This is a genomic window from Lactobacillus sp. 3B(2020) (assembly GCF_013487845.1).
In the GTDB taxonomy this organism is placed as follows: Bacteria; Bacillota; Bacilli; order Lactobacillales; family Lactobacillaceae; genus Limosilactobacillus; species Limosilactobacillus alvi.
In genome coordinates this window covers 53,906-71,261 of the sequence record NZ_CP047410.1, presented here as the reverse complement: position 1 = coordinate 71,261, position 17,356 = coordinate 53,906, and the positions used below count along the sequence as shown (strand labels likewise).

Below are 17,356 nucleotides of genomic sequence, written 5' to 3'. Positions count from 1 at the left end.
TTAGCCTCCCCCATAAACAATCTTTTAACCTATTATGACATGGTTTGCTCGCCTTGCCCATTGATAACAAATTAATTGTAAAGGAAGGAATAATATGAAACTAACCCTCGAACAGCTTTACCACAAGATGCACCAAGCGATCGGACCGTCTGGTTGGTGGCCCGCCGATTCAAAAGCTGAAATCATTATGGGCGCCATTCTTATTCAGAATACCAATTGGCGCAACGCTGACCGCGCCCTTGCCCAATTACGCCAGGCTACCCATCTTAATCCCGACGATCTGCTAACCCTTTCGCAAACCGATTTACAAGCACTTATTCGGCCTGCTGGTTTTTATCAAAATAAAGCGAAAGCCTTGATTAGCGTTTTTTCCTGGCTCCGCCAATTCCAATATGACTATGCTGCAATTAATCACCATTTTGGCCACGACCTCAGAAAGAAGCTCCGCGAGCTCCATGGGGTTGGTGATGAAACGGCTGATGTCATGTTAACTTATATTTTCGAACGCCCCACTTTTATCAGTGATAAATACGCTCGGACCCTATTTACTTGCTTGGGAATTACTGGCCTTACCAACTACCAATCCCTAGCCCGAATTTGCCAACTTCCACCGAGTTTTGATGCGGCGATGGCCCAAGACTTTCACGGTTTAATCGATGAATTTGGTAAGCAGTTTTTACATCCGGTAACTAACTTTGAACAAAGTTTTTTAGCTGGGGACTACTTAGAGCTTAATTAACGGGCCAACTTGCCAACTTCTTTCATTAATACTTTAATGCTCATCTAATCTCCCGCTACTTTCAATCCTAGTTCACAAAATTAATCCAGTTCTTCATTTTCGACTAACTGTTCTATTTGCTTAATTTGCTTAACCAGGCATTGGTAATCAGCTTGAAGTTGTGCTAATTTTTCTTCGACAAAGGTTTGGCGAGCTAGAGTAGCGTACTTACCTAACATTACTAACTTAACATATTCTATTTGGAAATCCGACGAAATATTCATTGCGTGTAATAATTTAGCAAATTTCAACCATTGCAGATCACGCTTCGTGAGGTTCCTAATACCGTTATTATCCCGTTTGATCGGTGGAATCATCCCCAGGCGCTCCCAACGTCGAATCGTATCGGGGGAGATTAATAGCTCTGCCGCGACTTGCTGAATATTCATTCCGATCCTCCTTCTATTATCAACGTTTTAACCCATCCCGCTAAGTTATTTTCACCTTCATGAGCAGGTAAGACCTTTAATTTACCGGCCCACTTTCTAAAATTTTCTTCATAACTACCAACTTTTCCCATATCTGTGTAAAATGAGGCCACTTTCCCCTTAAAAGTTTGGATTTGTTTTAAAAAGGTATGTACAGGGGTAGCTGGTGCTCCCCGCCATACGGGACTTCCCACCAAAATCAGATCATATTGATCAATTGCTGGCAATGGGTTTATTAGTTCCGGATATTGCTGGTGTTGAATTTGCGCAGTAGCAATTTTATCCGTTTGATACCGGTCACGATTAAATGTACCTGGTGCCACTGCAATTTGATACATATCAGCTTCCTTGATTATTTGGGCTAATTCTTCAGCAACTCCCTGAGTTTTTCCTGACCGACTATAAGTTGCAATTAATACTTTCACCTTTCCACCTACTTTTTGATTACAGCGTCATTCATTCGTTTTTTAATTGTAAGATTAATTCTTGTATAATGGTGCTCTGCCCAAGTTTTTAGGCGATGAACCATTTGAAAATGGTTAACTAACCAGCCTGACAAAAAAGCGGGCATATAAAACTATGTAGCATTCTAACTCCCATGCTAATTTGCCAGTCGCCTTAATTATTGAAAAGGTAGCGAATCAGTGAATTGTAGCTACCCAGAGCGCCATTAAGACTATCATCAACCACCCTCCAAATTTTCTACCGTTTGATCAAGCTTGGGAAGGTTATGTTTAATTGCCGGATGAATCTTTTTCCGTCGTTCTTGATCGGCAGTTATCATAGCTTAGCCCGCTCTAAGCGAACGATATCCGCCCCTGTATCACGTTGGATCTATTCAGCTATTGCTTTAGTTGTTCCAAACACTGAAAAATAAATAATTAGGATCTGCATGTACCTACTGGGCCCGACTAACGTTAATAGCTATTCCTAGCAATGCCATCGTTATCACTGTCAAGGTTGAAATCAGCCAACGGTTAGTAATTTACATAATTAATTACCTTCTAAACTACCTTTAATTGCTAGTAGTATAGACCTTGAAGTCAACTCCAAGGCAAGGTTCAGTACCACAAATTCACAATATTTTATCCAGATTTACTACTTGCTACAAGGAACCTAAATCGTAACTTTACTTTACGATTATAAAATGGTAGGGTTTATATTAAATTTTAATTAGAGAAAGTGGTGCACTGTTCCCAGGAAGATTTCTTGTCGCTTACATCACTATTCCAATAGCTGTGTCGCCAGTTTAATGCATAAGGGGGATCTTTCATGAGCAAAATTGCATCACTAGTACCAGAAAATTTAAAATCTGCTAAACCCTCATTAATTCGGGTTCTTAATAATAAATATGGGCACGATCCGGAGGTAATTAACCTAACCGTTGGAGAACCAGATTTTAAGACCGCCGATCATGTTAAATTAGCTGCGATCAAAAGTATTCTTAATGACCATACCCATTATCCGCACAACTGGGGAACTTCAACGTTACGAAATGCGATTAGCCAATATTTAGCTAGCCATTTTGACCTTCACTATGATCCTGAAAGTGAGATCTTTGTCACGGAAGGTGCTAGTGGCGCTATTAGTACCATTATTGATGGCCTTTGCCAGCCTGATGACGTCGTCTTGATTCCCAGTCCCGCATATACGTTGTATCGTATTAATACCGAATTGCGTGGTGCCCGGGCGGTTGAACTAGAAACTTCTGCTCCGGACTTTAAAGTAACTCCCCAACTACTAAGGGAAGCTTTAGTAAAATATGGTTCAGCCGTCAAAGTCTTGGTGCTTAACTACCCAGTTAATCCAACCGGCGCAACCTATACCGTTGACGAAGTTCGAGCACTCGCTGCGGTTCTTAAAGAATTTAATGTTGCGATTTTAGATGATGAAATCTACGCGGACCTGCTTTATACAGATAAACAATTGCCAATTGCTAAATTATTACCAGATCAAACCCTCTATGTCAGTGGCGTTTCCAAAAATGCTGCCATGACTGGATGGCGAATTGGCTATATCTGTGGACCTAGTGATATCTTAAAATCACTAGCCAAAGTTCACCAGGCCGCCATCTCTACAACCGCAACGATGAATATGGATGCAGCAGAAGAAGCGCTACGACATGGCGATATCGATACTGCTAGAATGAAAGCCGCGTACGACCAACGGCGTAAGTTTCTAATGAATGCCATGGATAAGATCGGTTTCCGGTATACTAAACCTCAAGGGGCCTTTTACCTTTGGGTCCAGATTCCTGATAATTTTGTTGGCGACTCTCTGGCCTACGCCAACCACTTAGCTGAAAAGGCTAAAGTAGCGATTGTACCAGCAGCTGCCTTCACTAACCGTCCACTACGTTACTTCCGAATTTCTTATGCCGCATCATTATCTGACTTAAAACAAGCAACTGAAAGGTTAGCTAAAATCTTTAAAGCGGATCAAGCGAGTTATAAGTAAGCAATTTTAAAATTTGTTATGATTAAAGAGTAGCTGCAAAGGGTTTCTTGGTGCTCTAGTTAGCATAAGCAGAACGAAGGTTGATTCATTGGAATCGACCTTTCGTTCGCCCTTATCCGCTAACGAACCAGCTGACTGGTTTCCCCTGCAAGGCTGAATCGGTTGGTACGACCGTCAGGGAAGCGACTGCCATTCAGCTCCTACTTTGACCGTAGTTGCTGAGTAACACATTCGGAAATGAAATAAAGGCCGGGAGGAAACGAAAGTTTCTTCCCGACCTTTATTACTTTGATATACTAAAATCGTGGTGTGTTCATTTTGGTGTGCACCAAAAATAAACTAATTATTTTTTAGTCCATACTTAGTTGCCCTTGCTTGACCAATTTTTTCAATTCTATCGGTATCACGTAGTTTTTTAATTGCTCTTCGAATTGTCACTTCACTACTTTGATCATCATCTTAGTATCTTGATCATTTTACCGTAAATGATCAAGATACTTTCAAAAATGCTTTTTAAGAACCCTAGTCTTGCATTCTTGATTAAAGAACCTATGCGTTGGCACAAAGCCCATTAGATCAATATGTACAGCATTTCCCCGATGCAAGCTCATGCTCACGTTTTTTCTGTGTGCACAGCCATGTGCATAATATTCCTTAATAAATAAAAAATAAGCCTTGATATCTTTTAGCAAAATGCTAATATATCAAGGCTTACTTAACACCGTAAAGTTTAGTTATGCTGACTAGAGGATTCGAACCTCCGACCTCATCATTACTAGTGACGTGCTCTGCCAACTGAGCTAAGTCAGCATATGACGGTAAACCGCCATAAAAAAAGAGTACGGATAACATCCGTACTCAGCTCGCGTGGCGACGCCCTATCCTCGCAGGGAGCGATCCCCCAACTACTTTCGGCGCGTTGAAGCTTAACTTCTGTGTTCGGCATGGGAACAGGTGTATCCTTCAAGCCATCATCACCACACTCTATCCTTTTCAGGATTGAAAGCTTGTGCTTTCAAAACTAAACAATATCTTTCCCCTCAAGTAACCTTACCACCTTTTACCTTGGTTAAGTCCTCGACCGATTAGTAATGGTCCGCTCCATGCGTCACCGCACTTCCACTTCCATCCTATCTACCTCATCATCTCTGAGGGGTCTTACTTCCTTAACGGAATGGGAAATCTCATCTTGAGGCGAGTTTCACACTTAGATGCTTTCAGCGTTTATCTCATCCATACATAGCTACCCAGCGGTGCTCCTGGCGGAACAACTGGTACACCAGCGGTATGTCCATCCCGGTCCTCTCGTACTAAGGACAGGTCCTCTCAAATTTCCTACGCCCGCGACGGATAGGGACCGAACTGTCTCACGACGTTCTGAACCCAGCTCGCGTACCGCTTTAATGGGCGAACAGCCCAACCCTTGGGACCGACTACAGCCCCAGGATGCGATGAGCCGACATCGAGGTGCCAAACCTCCCCGTCGATGTGGACTCTTGGGGGAGATAAGCCTGTTATCCCCAGGGTAGCTTTTATCCGTTGAGCGATGGCCCTTCCATACGGAACCACCGGATCACTAAGCCCGACTTTCGTCCCTGCTCGACCTGTCTGTCTCGCAGTCAAGCTCGCTTGTGCCTTTACACTCTGCGAATGATTTCCAACCATTCTGAGCGAACCTTTGGGCGCCTCCGTTACCTTTTGGGAGGCGACCGCCCCAGTCAAACTGCCCACCTGATACTGTCTCCCACCACGATGAGTGGTGCGGGTTAGAGTGGTCATAGTGCAAGGGTAGTATCCCACCAACGCCTCCACCGAAACTAGCGTCCCGGTTTCTATGGCTCCTACCTATCCTGTACAAGCAATACAAACACTCAATATCAAGCTACAGTAAAGCTCCATGGGGTCTTTCCGTCCTGTCGCGGGTAGCCTGCATCTTCACAGGCAATTCAATTTCACCGAGTCTCTCGTTGAGACAGTGCCCAGATCGTTACGCCTTTCGTGCGGGTCGGAACTTACCCGACAAGGAATTTCGCTACCTTAGGACCGTTATAGTTACGGCCGCCGTTTACTGGGGCTTCAATTCAGAGCTTCGCCGAAGCTAACCCTTCCTTTTAACCTTCCAGCACCGGGCAGGCGTCAGCCCCTATACTTCATCTTACGATTTTGCAGAAACCTGTGTTTTTGATAAACAGTCGCCTGGGCCTTTTCACTGCGGCTGGTCTTGCGACCAGCACCCCTTCTCCCGAAGTTACGGGGTCATTTTGCCGAGTTCCTTAACGAGAGTTCACTCGCTCACCTTAGGATTCTCTCCTCGACTACCTGTGTCGGTTTGCGGTACGGGTAGTTAGTTACTCACTAGAAGCTTTTCTCGGCAGCGTGACATCAACGACTTCGCTACTATAATTTCACTCCCCATCACAGCTTGTTAACCCGGATTAAAACATTTAACTCTAACCCTAACTTACTGCTTGGCCGGACACTTCCAATCGTCCGGATCGTTTAGCCTTCTGCGTCCCTCCATCATTCAAACGCAACTAACTAGTACAGGAATCTCAACCTGTTAGCCATCGACTACGCCTTTCGGCCTCGCCTTAGGTCCCGACTTACCCTGGGAGGACGAGCCTTCCCCAGGAAACCTTAGTCATTCGGTGGACAGGATTCTCACCTGTCTTTCGCTACTCATACCGGCATTCTCACTTCTAAGCGCTCCACTAGTCCTCACGGTCTAACTTCATCGCCCTTAGAACGCTCTCCTATCACTCAACCTAACGGTTGAATCCACAGTTTCGGTAATATGCTTAGCCCCGGTACATTTTCGGCGCAGGATCACTCGACTAGTGAGCTATTACGCACTCTTTAAATGATGGCTGCTTCTGAGCCAACATCCTAGTTGTCTATGCAACTCCACATCCTTTTCCACTTAGCATATATTTTGGGACCTTAACTGGTGATCTGGGCTGTTCCCCTTTCGACGGTGGATCTTATCACTCATCGTCTGACTCCCGGACATGAATCGATGGCATTCGGAGTTTATCTGAAGTTGGTAACCCATGACGGGCCCCGTGTTCAAACAGTGCTCTACCTCCAAGATTCTTAATTCCGAGGCTCCCCCTAAAGAGATTTCGGAGAGAACCAGCTATCTCCAAGTTCGTTTGGAATTTCACCGCTACCCACACCTCATCCCAGCCTTTTTCAACAGACACGGGTTCGGACCTCCAGTGCGTTTTACCGCACCTTCATCCTGGACATGGGTAGGTCACCTGGTTTCGGGTACATAACTACGTACTTCGTACGCCCATTTCAGACTCGCTTTCGCTACGGCTCCGGTTTTTCCACCTTAACCTTGCACGTAATCATGACTCGCCGGTTCATTCTGCAAGAGGCACGCCGTCACCCATTAACGGGCTCCGACAGCTTGTAGGCACATGGTTTCAGGAACTCTTTCACTCCCCTCCCGGGGTGCTTTTCACCTTTCCCTCACGGTACTGGTTCACTATCGGTCACTAGGGAGTATTTAGCCTTGCGAGATGGTCCTCGCAGATTCCGACGGGGTTTCACGTGTCCCGCCGTACTCAGGATCCTGAACTGAGGGGGTAAGGTTTCGTCTACTGGACTATCACCATCTCTGGTGCAGCTTCCCAACTGCTTCGACTACCTTGCCCCTTGGTAACTCAAACGTTCAGTCCTACAACCCCAACAAGCAAGCTCGTTGGTTTGGGCTCTTTCCGTTTCGCTCGCCGCTACTCAGGAAATCGATTTTTCTTTCTCTTCCTGCAGCTACTTAGATGTTTCAGTTCACTGCGTCTACCGCTTACTAGCTATGAATTCACTAGTCAAGCAACTAACGACTAAGTTAGTTAGGTTTCCCCATTCGGAAATCTCCGGATCAAAGTGTACTTACCACTCCCCGAAGCATATCGGTGTTAGTCCCGTCCTTCATCGGCTCCTAGTACCAAGGCATTCACCATGCGCCCTTTGTAACTTAACCTGATTGATCGTCGATCAATCGAGTTAATTGAGATAGCGATTATATTCGTTAAAAACTCAAATAACGCGGTGTTCTCGGTTTTCTTGATTATTTAGAAAAGATATTATTTAGTTTTCAAAGTACAAGCTTGAGAGGTAAACCCCTCAAAACTGAACAAAGTTTCAACGCTGTGTAGGTTTCCGATTAATTCCTTAGAAAGGAGGTGATCCAGCCGCAGGTTCTCCTACGGCTACCTTGTTACGACTTCACCCCAGTCATCTGCCCTGCCTTAGGCGGCTGGCTCCAAAAGGTTACCCCACCGACTTTGGGCATTGCAAACTCCCATGGTGTGACGGGCGGTGTGTACAAGGCCCGGGAACGTATTCACCGCGGCATGCTGATCCGCGATTACTAGCGATTCCGACTTCGTGCAGTCGAGTTGCAGACTGCAGTCCGAACTGAGAACGGTTTTAAGAGATTAGCTTGCCCTCGCGAGTTCGCAACTCGTTGTACCGTCCATTGTAGCACGTGTGTAGCCCAGGTCATAAGGGGCATGATGATCTGACGTCGTCCCCACCTTCCTCCGGTTTGTCACCGGCAGTCTCACTAGAGTGCCCAACTAAATGCTGGCAACTAGTAACAAGGGTTGCGCTCGTTGCGGGACTTAACCCAACATCTCACGACACGAGCTGACGACGACCATGCACCACCTGTCATTGCGTCCCCGAAGGGAACGCCCTATCTCTAGGGTTGGCGCAAGATGTCAAGACCTGGTAAGGTTCTTCGCGTAGCTTCGAATTAAACCACATGCTCCACCGCTTGTGCGGGCCCCCGTCAATTCCTTTGAGTTTCAATCTTGCGGTCGTACTCCCCAGGCGGAGTGCTTAATGCGTTAGCTGCGGCACTGAAGGGCGGAAACCCTCCAACACCTAGCACTCATCGTTTACGGCATGGACTACCAGGGTATCTAATCCTGTTCGCTACCCATGCTTTCGAGCCTCAGCGTCAGTTGCAGGCCAGGCAGCCGCCTTCGCCACTGGTGTTCTTCCATATATCTACGCATTCCACCGCTACACATGGAGTTCCACTGCCCTCTTCTGCACTCAAGTCATCCAGTTTCCGATGCACTTCTTCGGTTAAGCCGAAGGCTTTCACATCAGACTTAGAAAACCGCCTGCGCTCGCTTTACGCCCAATAAATCCGGATAACGCTTGCCACCTACGTATTACCGCGGCTGCTGGCACGTAGTTAGCCGTGACTTTCTGGTTGAATACCGTCAATACTAGAACAGTTACTCTCTAGCATGTTCTTCTTCAACAACAGAGCTTTACGAGCCGAAACCCTTCTTCACTCACGCGGTGTTGCTCCATCAGGCTTACGCCCATTGTGGAAGATTCCCTACTGCTGCCTCCCGTAGGAGTATGGACCGTGTCTCAGTTCCATTGTGGCCGATCAGTCTCTCAACTCGGCTACGCATCATTGCCTTGGTAAGCCATTACCTTACCAACAAGCTAATGCGCCGCAGGCCCATCCAGAAGTGATAGCCGAAACCATCTTTTAAACATTAACCAGGCGGTTAATGTTGTTATGCGGTATTAGCACTTGTTTCCAAATGTTGTCCCCCGCTTCTGGGCAGGTTGCCTACGTGTTACTCACCCGTCCGCCACTCGTTGGTAAACCAACGTCAATCAGATGCAAGCATCATCAATCAGTTGGGCCAACGCGTACGACTTGCATGTATTAGGCACACCGCCGGCGTTCATCCTGAGCCAGGATCAAACTCTCATATAAAACAAGAATTTGAGATAGCTCTCAAAAATAAATTAAGCGAATTGACTTCGCAAATGTTTTGCCTCGATCATTAAGATCAAGGACCCTACACATTTGATTCGTCGAAACTTTATTCAGTTTTCAAAGGTCTACCGTTGTTCGCTATAAGTCAGCGACTTAATAATTATATCAAACCGCTCAAGAACTTGTCAAGAACTTTTTTGAGAAGCTCTTGAATCATCACTCAGCGACAACTCTTATATCTTACCAAATTGTCAACTTCTTGTCAACAAGAAGTTTTAACAATCTTGTGTTGATCACCAAACGCGTAACGTTTTATCGCGGTGACAACGATATATAACTATACCGGTCTTCCTTCATTTCGTCAACACCTTTTTCAAAAAATACCTCAAAAAATTAAAAACGTTGAGGTTGGGCAAAAAGCTCCTTGACGGCCTGGTTGGGATAAGAAGGACAAAGGTTGATTCATTAGAATCAGCCTTTCGTTCGCACTTATCCGCTAAGGCCGTGCTTTGGAGCGAACCAGCCAACTGGTTTGGCGTTTGTGAGCCCATGCAAGGCTGAATCGGTTGGTGCGACCGCCAGGGAAGCAACTGCCATTCAGCTACTGCTTTGACCTTAGTTACTGAGTAACATTCAGAGATGCAAGAAAGGCCGGGAAGAAACGCGCGTTTCTTCCCGGCCTCACTAACGTTTTTCGGCCTAGTTTAATGCTTAGCCGACCACGTTTCCGGATCTTCTCGCCAAGCATGCAAAGAAGTTTTTTCTTCGTCAGTTACTAATCCTTGTTTTAAAGCTTCCTCAATTAAGGTACTGTAATTCGTTACGGTATAGAATGGTAAATCAACAGCCGCAAAGTTTTTCGTCAAAGCTGGTAATTCGTATGAGAAGATAGCAACAACCCCAAGAACTTCTCCGCCAGCGGTTTGCACAGCCTTGACTGCATTTAATACACTGCCACCGGTTGATAAAAGATCATCAATTACAATTACCTTCTGTCCGGGCTTAAGGACTCCCTCAATTTGCCGTCCTTGACCATGATCCTTTGGCTTTGAGCGAACATAGATCAATGGCTTTTGGAGACGTTCGGCAACTAAAGTAGCGTGAGGAATCCCAGCTGTTGCGGTCCCAGCGATCACATCCACGTTTTCAATCCCAAAGTTATGCTTAATCCGGTCAATCATCCCAATATAGATATTCCGCCGAACCCAAGGATAAGAAATTGTTAAGCGATTATCGGTGTAGATCGGGGCTTTTAATCCACTTGCCCAGGTAAATGGTTCATTCGGCCGTAAAGTCACTGCATTAATGTCAAGTAAGTTTTTTGCTACAATTTCGCGTTGCCCAATCATGATTATCCCTCCAAAAATTCTTGTGCAATTGCTTCATATGCATCACTAACTGATTCAGCTTGAGTAATCGGTCGCCCACAGACAATGGCATTGGCGCCTAATTGATGGGCCTGAGCCGGGGTAACTACCCGCTTTTGATCACCTTTGGCACTCCCTACCGGTCGAATCCCCGGGGTAACACAATAAAAATCAGCACGCGTTACTTGCCGAATCGCTTCAACTTCTTGGGCTGAACAAACCACCCCAGCTAGACCAACTTTATCAGCTAATTTGGCATACCGTTGGACAGTCGTTACTAACTCACCCGGGATTCCCTGTTCTTCATTCATAATCCTTTGGTTGATCGAAGTTAATTCGGTGATCGCTAAGAGGTTTGGTAATGGCAGGTTAGCGGCTTGGGCGCCAGTTTGTAAGCCGTCAAGGGCGGCTTGAAGCATTTCTTTTCCCCCAGCTGCATGGACAGTTACAAAAGATGCACCAAGCTTTCCCAAGCCTTTCATTGCTCGACCAACCGTATTGGGAATGTCATACAACTTTAAATCGACAAAGACCTTAAAGCCCCGTTGGCGAGCTAGGCTAATAATCTCAGGACCCGCGGTGTAATACAGTTCCATCCCCAACTTTACAATTGGTTTTGGCGTGGTCATTGCTAATTGGTCAAATAAGGCGACTGCCTCCTCCTTCGTTGGCACATCAATTGCGACCATTGGTGCAAAACGTTGCATTTTTCTTCCTCCGTTTCAAAAAAAGCGTTCCTCCAAAGAGGACCGCTTTTGGGTGGCAAAAAGGCCGCCCACCATTGTCACCCTCTCTGGAGCAAATTAAATAGTGGATATTAATCTTGATTATTATCGATTGAGATGTCTTCGTGACCGTCATATTCTTCAACCGCCACGTGCACCGTTTCAGCATTTGAAGTTGGGATGTTCTTACCAACAAAGTCCGGCCGGATTGGTAATTCACGGTGTCCCCGATCAACTAGCACGGCCAAAGAGATCCGCTTAGGCCGCCCCAAATCCATTAAGGCATCCAGGGCTGCTCGTACCGTCCGCCCAGTATAAAGCACATCATCAACTAAAATAACGTGTTTATCAGTAATATCAACGGCGATATCCGCGTTTTCGACCGTTGGTTCTACATGGTGATTTGGTTGATGGCGATCATCCCGATAAAGCGTAATATCGAGGGAGCCAACTGGAATCTTGACCCCTTCCAGTTGTTCCATCCGTTTAGCGAGGCGCTCAGCCAGGTAAATTCCCCGGGTCTTAATCCCAACAAAGACCAGGTCGTCTACCCCTTTGTTCTGCTCAATAATTTCGTAAGTAATCCGCGTTAACGCCCGTTTCATACTGGAACCATCAACGATTTCATGCGCCACGATCGAAACACTCCTTCCCAACACAAAAGACTTTATTTTGATCAAGTGTACCCGTCATTTCAAGGAGTGTCAAATATTTCATTGGCGCTATGGTAAAAGGTTTTTACTGAATTTGAACTTAGGACTATCCAAGGTTGGATTTTTATCTGGTACGACAGGCCGCTCAACACCTAATTACACGGTTCGAGGGTCATACTTTTATTTAGGCGTAAAATAAAACAACCCAAAACTAGTTTGGGATTACCAGAAACTAATCTTAGGTTGTTGAATTCACAGATTGATCCTCAAATTATCTAAATTTTTTGTGGTTAGTCTTCCCAAGGATCATTTACGATAATTGTTTGATCCCGGTCGGGGCCTACTGAAACAGTGGCTAATTTTGCATGGGTAAGTTCTTCTACTCGCTTTAAGAAGGCTTGGGCATTGGCTGGTAAGTCACTAATTTGCTTAGCTTGGGTGATATCTTCATCCCAACCTGGCAATTCTTCGTAAATCGGCTTAGCAGCGGCTAATTGCTTCAAACTAGCCGGATAGAAGTCAATTTGCTTACCATCGAGCTCGTACGCGGTCGCAATCTTAATCGTCTTTTGACCGGTCAAAACATCGAGGAGGTTTAAGGATAAGTAGTTAATCCCATCGACCCGGACAGCATGGCGCATAGCAACACTATCAAACCAACCAATCCGGCGGGGCCGACCAGTTACCGTCCCGTATTCGTGACCAGTTTCCCGTAACTGAGCACCAACCTCATCAAACAATTCGGTTGGGAAAGGTCCTTCCCCGACCCGGGTAGTGTAGGCCTTGCAGATCCCGACAACCGTTTGGAGCTTGTTTGGACCAACACCAGCTCCCGTAGCGGCCCCACCAGCAACTGGAGTTGAGGAAGTAACATAAGGGTAAGTTCCAGCATCGATATCCAGCATCGTCCCTTGCGCCCCTTCAAAGAGGACCCGTTCTCCCTTATTCAGAGCTTTATTAACTAAGATTGCTGTATCGGTAACGTATTGGGCAAGTTCTTGCCCGTAAGCGTAAAATTCTTCAAATAATTGGTCAAAATCAAGGGCTGGTTTGCCATAAACTTTAGTAAACAAAGCATTCTTCTCGGCTAAGTTAAGCTTCAACTTTTCGGCAAAGGTATCCTTTTCTAACAGGTCACACATCCGGATCCCAACCCGGGCAACTTTGTCAACATAAGCCGGGCCAATCCCATTCTTGGTTGTCCCAACCTTGTGGTCACCCTTTGCTGCTTCTTGATATTCATCTAACAAAACATGGTAGGGCATCACTACGTGGGCGCGGTTAGAAATCCGCAAGTTATCCGTTGCAATCCCTTCAGAATTCAGGTAATGAATTTCATCCAACAAGGACTTAGGGTTCACCACCACCCCATTACCAATTACGGCTAAGGTGTCATCCCCAAAAATTCCAGATGGCATTAAGCGTAAGCCATACTTTTTCCCGTGAAAAACAATTGAGTGGCCAGCGTTGTTGCCACCTTGTGACCGAACGACCATCGTGGCGGTCTGGCAAAGGTAGTCAGTAATCTTACCCTTTCCTTCGTCACCCCATTGGCTACCAACAACTACTACAGATGCCATGTTTTTCCACCTCATTAATGACTAAGCGAAATTCTCACTCAGTTTTCTTTCAAATACGATCTAAAATTAAAGAGTGAGAAATCTGAATTTATCCCTACCCTTACACCGCAGCATGTTACTTAGGAACGATGGTCACAATCCGGCCGTTAAGCAAGCGGTGACCGCTCATAAGCACATACTTACTTAATTATCCTACCGAATCGCCTTGGATTTTTCAACTACTTTCTCGAACGTTTTTAAAGATAGCTTTTTCAAACGTTCAATTTTAATTGGGGAAATTGACTTCAAAAGGTTTTGAAAGCCCGCTTGGATCGCGATAAAAACGAACTTTTTTAAATCGTAAGGCCTTCCAATAAAATTTCCCCTAACCCTTCACTAATTTACAATTCCCGTTTCTTCAGTGAACATTCCCCACTGATTATCGCTACCTTCACGGTTGAATTCTCGGTTTAATGGAATTTGTTGAATTTAATTTGAGGAGGAATTAACTTGGTTGCGTCACGCCGAAAATTACTTTATCAGGGATTAATTGCCTTACCAGTCCTCTTAGCGACTGCCATGGTAACCAAAAGTGGTCTTAGTACCACCCACGGCCTTACCTTTGCCCTCCTTTGGCTAATTAAAAATGCTGGGAGCCTCTGGGTAATACTTTTTCCGATCCTGATTGGACATAATCAATCCACAACGCTAAGTTATGGACAAAAAGCAACTCTAACCGGCCTAAGTTTAGGTCTACTTCTGATTAACCAGGTCCTCCCTAGCTCACCAAGTGCCGAACACTTTGTGGTTGCCAATATTTTCCTAGCTTGGCTGTCAAATACCCTCCTAATCTGGTTTAAAACCCCGCTTCAAACTTGGCTTCATCAATTTTCATTTAAGCAACGGCGATGTTCCCTTTGGGGGATTAGTGGACTCTTAATTGGCTTAATGTTAGTTGGTCACACCACCTGGCTAGGATTTAGTCAGGGTACCAGTTGGCTGTGGTTTAGTTTCTTATTTGCCTGGGGAGACTATCTCGCCCAGGCCAAACTCAACTGGTGGCACAACCATCGTTTTATCCTTGGCTGCTTAGTAATCCTGAGCTTTTTGGGAATGAGCTTAGTCACCTGGATGAGTCAAAATCCGGTCGCTTATAGCCCACATCAAGGTCTAGTACTGACCTTTCATTATACCAACGCCCTCCCGATTTTTACCCCCCTTGCTTTAACCACCGCTTTTTTAATCAGCGTTAATCTCCCAACTCGATTTGAGCCATCCCCAACGTTTTTAATTAGTGGGAACCTCTTATTAACCTGGCTGGCCATCCCCAACCTCCTCTTCCTCTTTCATCGCTTACCGTTTATCTTACTAGTCGTTACTTACTATCTACTCTGGGTAAGCTTAAGTTGGTTAATCCTTCATTTTGGCAATCAGCTCAGGCGCCCAAAGTTCACTTTTAACTGGCTCAAGCACCTGCAACCGTGGATCATCCCAGCCCTTATTTTTGGCATTACCATTTGGGGGCTTACCATTATCTCCTTTGGTTTTCTTTGGGACTGGCGGTTACCAATGCTGCAATGGGTCGTCATTCATCAAGCCAAGTTAGTAACGATTAATTGTTTAATCGTCGGGGCCTTTGCTGGTCTCTTAATGGCCTTAACTAACCGATGGTGGTTATCAAGTGGCTTAACCATCCTCGTCTACGCGGGCTGGTTAGTAGCATCCGGACTAAAGATTACTGCCCGGCAAGAACCAATTTTGCCCACCGACTTGAGTACTTTATCCGCCCCCCAAGAAATGTTAAGCATGGTTAACCCCTTAATCCTCATCAGCGCCGGGATCATCATTATCGTGGTCCTAATTGGTCTGATTTGGCTCGAACGATACTGGGGTCCCACGCGACGGTTCAACTGGTTTACCCGTGTTCTTAGTCTCATCCTTGCTGGAGGCTATCTCCTGAGCTTTACCCACATCAATCATCCCAATTCCTTGAGCCATCATTATGTGGACCAAGCCGGCGACATCCCCTACTTTTACGCCCAACTCCGGGGGCTAAAGTTAACGGAACGCTCCTACAATTTATGAACAACGTTGACATTACGGTCATGGACAAACCGGCTGGTTATTCCAAGCACCAGATGGAAGTAATTGAAAATCGCTATTTAATTGCGGCCCAACAACTTAACCTACATCGTTCCCATCGACACCTTGGTAAGCAACGACTCGTCTTTATCCTCAGTGAAAGTTTCGCTAATCCCCGTCGGGTCCCAGGGCTAGAAGTCCATCCCAATCCCACCCCTTATCTTGATAAGTTAAAGGCTACTACCCCAAGTGGCCTTATGCTTAGTACCGGTTACGGTGGCGGGACGGCTAACATGGAATACCAAGCCTTAACCGGCCTTTCGGTGGTTAACTTTTCCCCGACCTTACCAACACCCTACTCACAACTAGTTCCTTTCCAACACCATCCGGTCACTATTAACCAACTCTTTACTTATAGCGCCGGGATTCATCCTTTCACGGCGAACCTTTACAACCGGAAAGAAGATTACCAAAAGTTTGGTTTTAACTCCTTTTACTACTTAGGAAGTCGTTATCACTTACGTTACCACCATCATTTAGGTACTAGCCCGCGGATTGATGATTGGTCAGCCTACCAACAAATTCTTTGGCAACTTCAAAAAAAGCATGGCAACCAGTTTATCCAGGTCGCAACCATGCAAAATCACATGCCATACAATAACTATTACCATCCCAATCATTTCCAAGTGTCTGGCTCGACTGCGCAAGGGGATGATCACACCGCAATTCAAACCTACACCCAAGGAGTTAACTATACGGACCAAGCTTTGCAAAAATTCATCGGGCGACTTCAAAAGAGTTCCCAACCGACAACTGTGGTCTGGTACGGGGACCACCTTCCGGGGATTTACCACCAGGTTTCAATGCAAAACCACGGCCTCGTAATGCACGAAACCGACTATTTCATTTACAGTAATCCAGCCGCGCAACACCTAAACCACTCTCGGGTAACGAAGACTAAGGTTGTTAGTCCAAATGAATTTCCAGCCATGGCCCTCGCTCAGATGGATATGCAAGTTACGCCTTACTACGCGCTTTTAACTAAAGTTCATGAGCAACTCCCCGCAATTACCTTGACCTTAAACCAAGTCAGTCATAGTAATCGGATCCACGAGAATACTGCTGAGTTAATTGACCAACATGGCCATCAAGTTCAGCACCTCTCAAAAGCCCAACGCCAACTTTATCACGACTATCAACTTGTCCAATACGACTTAACTGCCGGCCATCACTACCTTTTACACGACCGCTTTATTAAGACGATTCCACCGCGAGTGGGAAGGTGAAAAAGCTCCTTGACGGCCTGGTTAGGATAAGAAGGACGAAGATTGATTCATTAGAATCGACCTTTCGTTCGCACTTATCCGCTAAGGCCGTGATTTGGAGCGAACTAGCCAACTGGTTTGGCATTTGTGAGCCCATGCAAGGCAGAATCGGTTGGTGCGACCGTCAGGGAAGCAACGGCCATTCAGCTACTGCTTTGACCTTAGTTACTGAGTAACATTCGGGGATGAAAGAGGGGCTGGGAAGAAACGCACGTTTCTTC

Annotated in this window: 10 protein-coding genes, 1 tRNA gene and 3 rRNA genes; 4 read left to right on the top strand and 10 right to left on the bottom strand. The window is 45.8% G+C overall.

Features of this window, described 5'->3' with window-relative positions:
• Positions 1–94: 94 nt before the first annotated feature.
• Complete coding sequence (locus tag GTO83_RS00290; RefSeq protein ID WP_180871174.1) at positions 95–739, top strand: endonuclease III domain-containing protein; 645 nt, start codon at positions 95–97, stop codon at positions 737–739.
• A gap of 80 nt (positions 740–819) precedes the next feature.
• Here GTO83_RS00290 and GTO83_RS00285 read toward each other — a convergent pair whose 3' ends face one another.
• A complete protein-coding gene (locus GTO83_RS00285; RefSeq protein WP_180871173.1) occupies positions 820–1,167 on the bottom strand; it encodes a MerR family transcriptional regulator in 348 nt (115 codons plus the stop codon).
• Positions 1,164–1,631 (bottom strand): flavodoxin, encoded by a 468-nt coding sequence (locus tag GTO83_RS00280; RefSeq protein ID WP_180871171.1) that lies wholly within the window; start codon positions 1,629–1,631, stop codon positions 1,164–1,166. Before GTO83_RS00280 ends, GTO83_RS00285 begins: the two co-directional genes overlap by 4 nt.
• 847 nt (positions 1,632–2,478) lie before the next feature.
• Here GTO83_RS00280 and GTO83_RS00275 point away from each other — a divergent pair.
• Positions 2,479–3,663 carry an aminotransferase class I/II-fold pyridoxal phosphate-dependent enzyme gene (locus tag GTO83_RS00275; protein ID WP_180871169.1) on the top strand — a complete coding sequence of 395 codons (1,185 nt, stop codon included), beginning with the start codon at positions 2,479–2,481 and terminating at the stop codon, positions 3,661–3,663.
• Positions 3,664–4,400: 737 nt separating this feature from the next.
• Here GTO83_RS00275 and GTO83_RS00270 read toward each other — a convergent pair.
• From GTO83_RS00270 to GTO83_RS00235, 8 genes are all read right to left on the bottom strand, one after another.
• Positions 4,401–4,473 (bottom strand) — tRNA-Thr (locus GTO83_RS00270).
• Between the two features lie 55 nt (positions 4,474–4,528).
• A 5S ribosomal RNA gene (gene rrf / locus GTO83_RS00265) occupies positions 4,529–4,645 on the bottom strand.
• Between the two features lie 83 nt (positions 4,646–4,728).
• A 23S ribosomal RNA gene (locus GTO83_RS00260) occupies positions 4,729–7,651 on the bottom strand.
• 195 nt (positions 7,652–7,846) lie between these two features.
• Positions 7,847–9,421 (bottom strand): 16S ribosomal RNA (locus GTO83_RS00255).
• The 16S, 23S and 5S rRNA genes sit together here with 1 tRNA gene alongside, the layout of an rRNA operon.
• 707 nt (positions 9,422–10,128) lie before the next feature.
• Positions 10,129–10,773, bottom strand: a complete 645-nt coding sequence (gene pyrE / locus GTO83_RS00250; RefSeq protein WP_180871168.1) for an orotate phosphoribosyltransferase — start codon at positions 10,771–10,773, stop codon at positions 10,129–10,131.
• Positions 10,774–10,775: 2 nt separating this feature from the next.
• Positions 10,776–11,498: an orotidine-5'-phosphate decarboxylase gene (pyrF, locus tag GTO83_RS00245; RefSeq protein ID WP_180871166.1), complete on the bottom strand. Its 723-nt coding sequence runs from the start codon at positions 11,496–11,498 to the stop codon at positions 10,776–10,778.
• A 110-nt stretch (positions 11,499–11,608) separates the two neighbouring features.
• Positions 11,609–12,151 carry a bifunctional pyr operon transcriptional regulator/uracil phosphoribosyltransferase PyrR gene (gene pyrR / locus GTO83_RS00240; RefSeq protein ID WP_180871164.1) on the bottom strand — a complete coding sequence of 181 codons (543 nt, stop codon included), beginning with the start codon at positions 12,149–12,151 and terminating at the stop codon, positions 11,609–11,611.
• Positions 12,152–12,459: 308 nt separating this feature from the next.
• Positions 12,460–13,749 (bottom strand): adenylosuccinate synthase, encoded by a 1,290-nt coding sequence (locus tag GTO83_RS00235; RefSeq protein ID WP_180871162.1) that lies wholly within the window; start codon positions 13,747–13,749, stop codon positions 12,460–12,462.
• 489 nt (positions 13,750–14,238) lie between these two features.
• Between GTO83_RS00235 and GTO83_RS00230 the strand changes: the two genes are divergently transcribed.
• The gene (locus GTO83_RS00230; protein ID WP_180871160.1) at positions 14,239–15,813 is read left to right on the top strand and encodes a hypothetical protein; all 1,575 of its coding nucleotides are present in this window, start codon (positions 14,239–14,241) and stop codon (positions 15,811–15,813) included.
• A complete protein-coding gene (locus GTO83_RS00225; RefSeq protein ID WP_180871158.1) occupies positions 15,810–17,096 on the top strand; it encodes an LTA synthase family protein in 1,287 nt (428 codons plus the stop codon). The genes GTO83_RS00230 and GTO83_RS00225 overlap by 4 nt, the downstream gene beginning before the upstream one ends.
• The last annotated feature ends 260 nt before the right edge of the window (positions 17,097–17,356 follow it).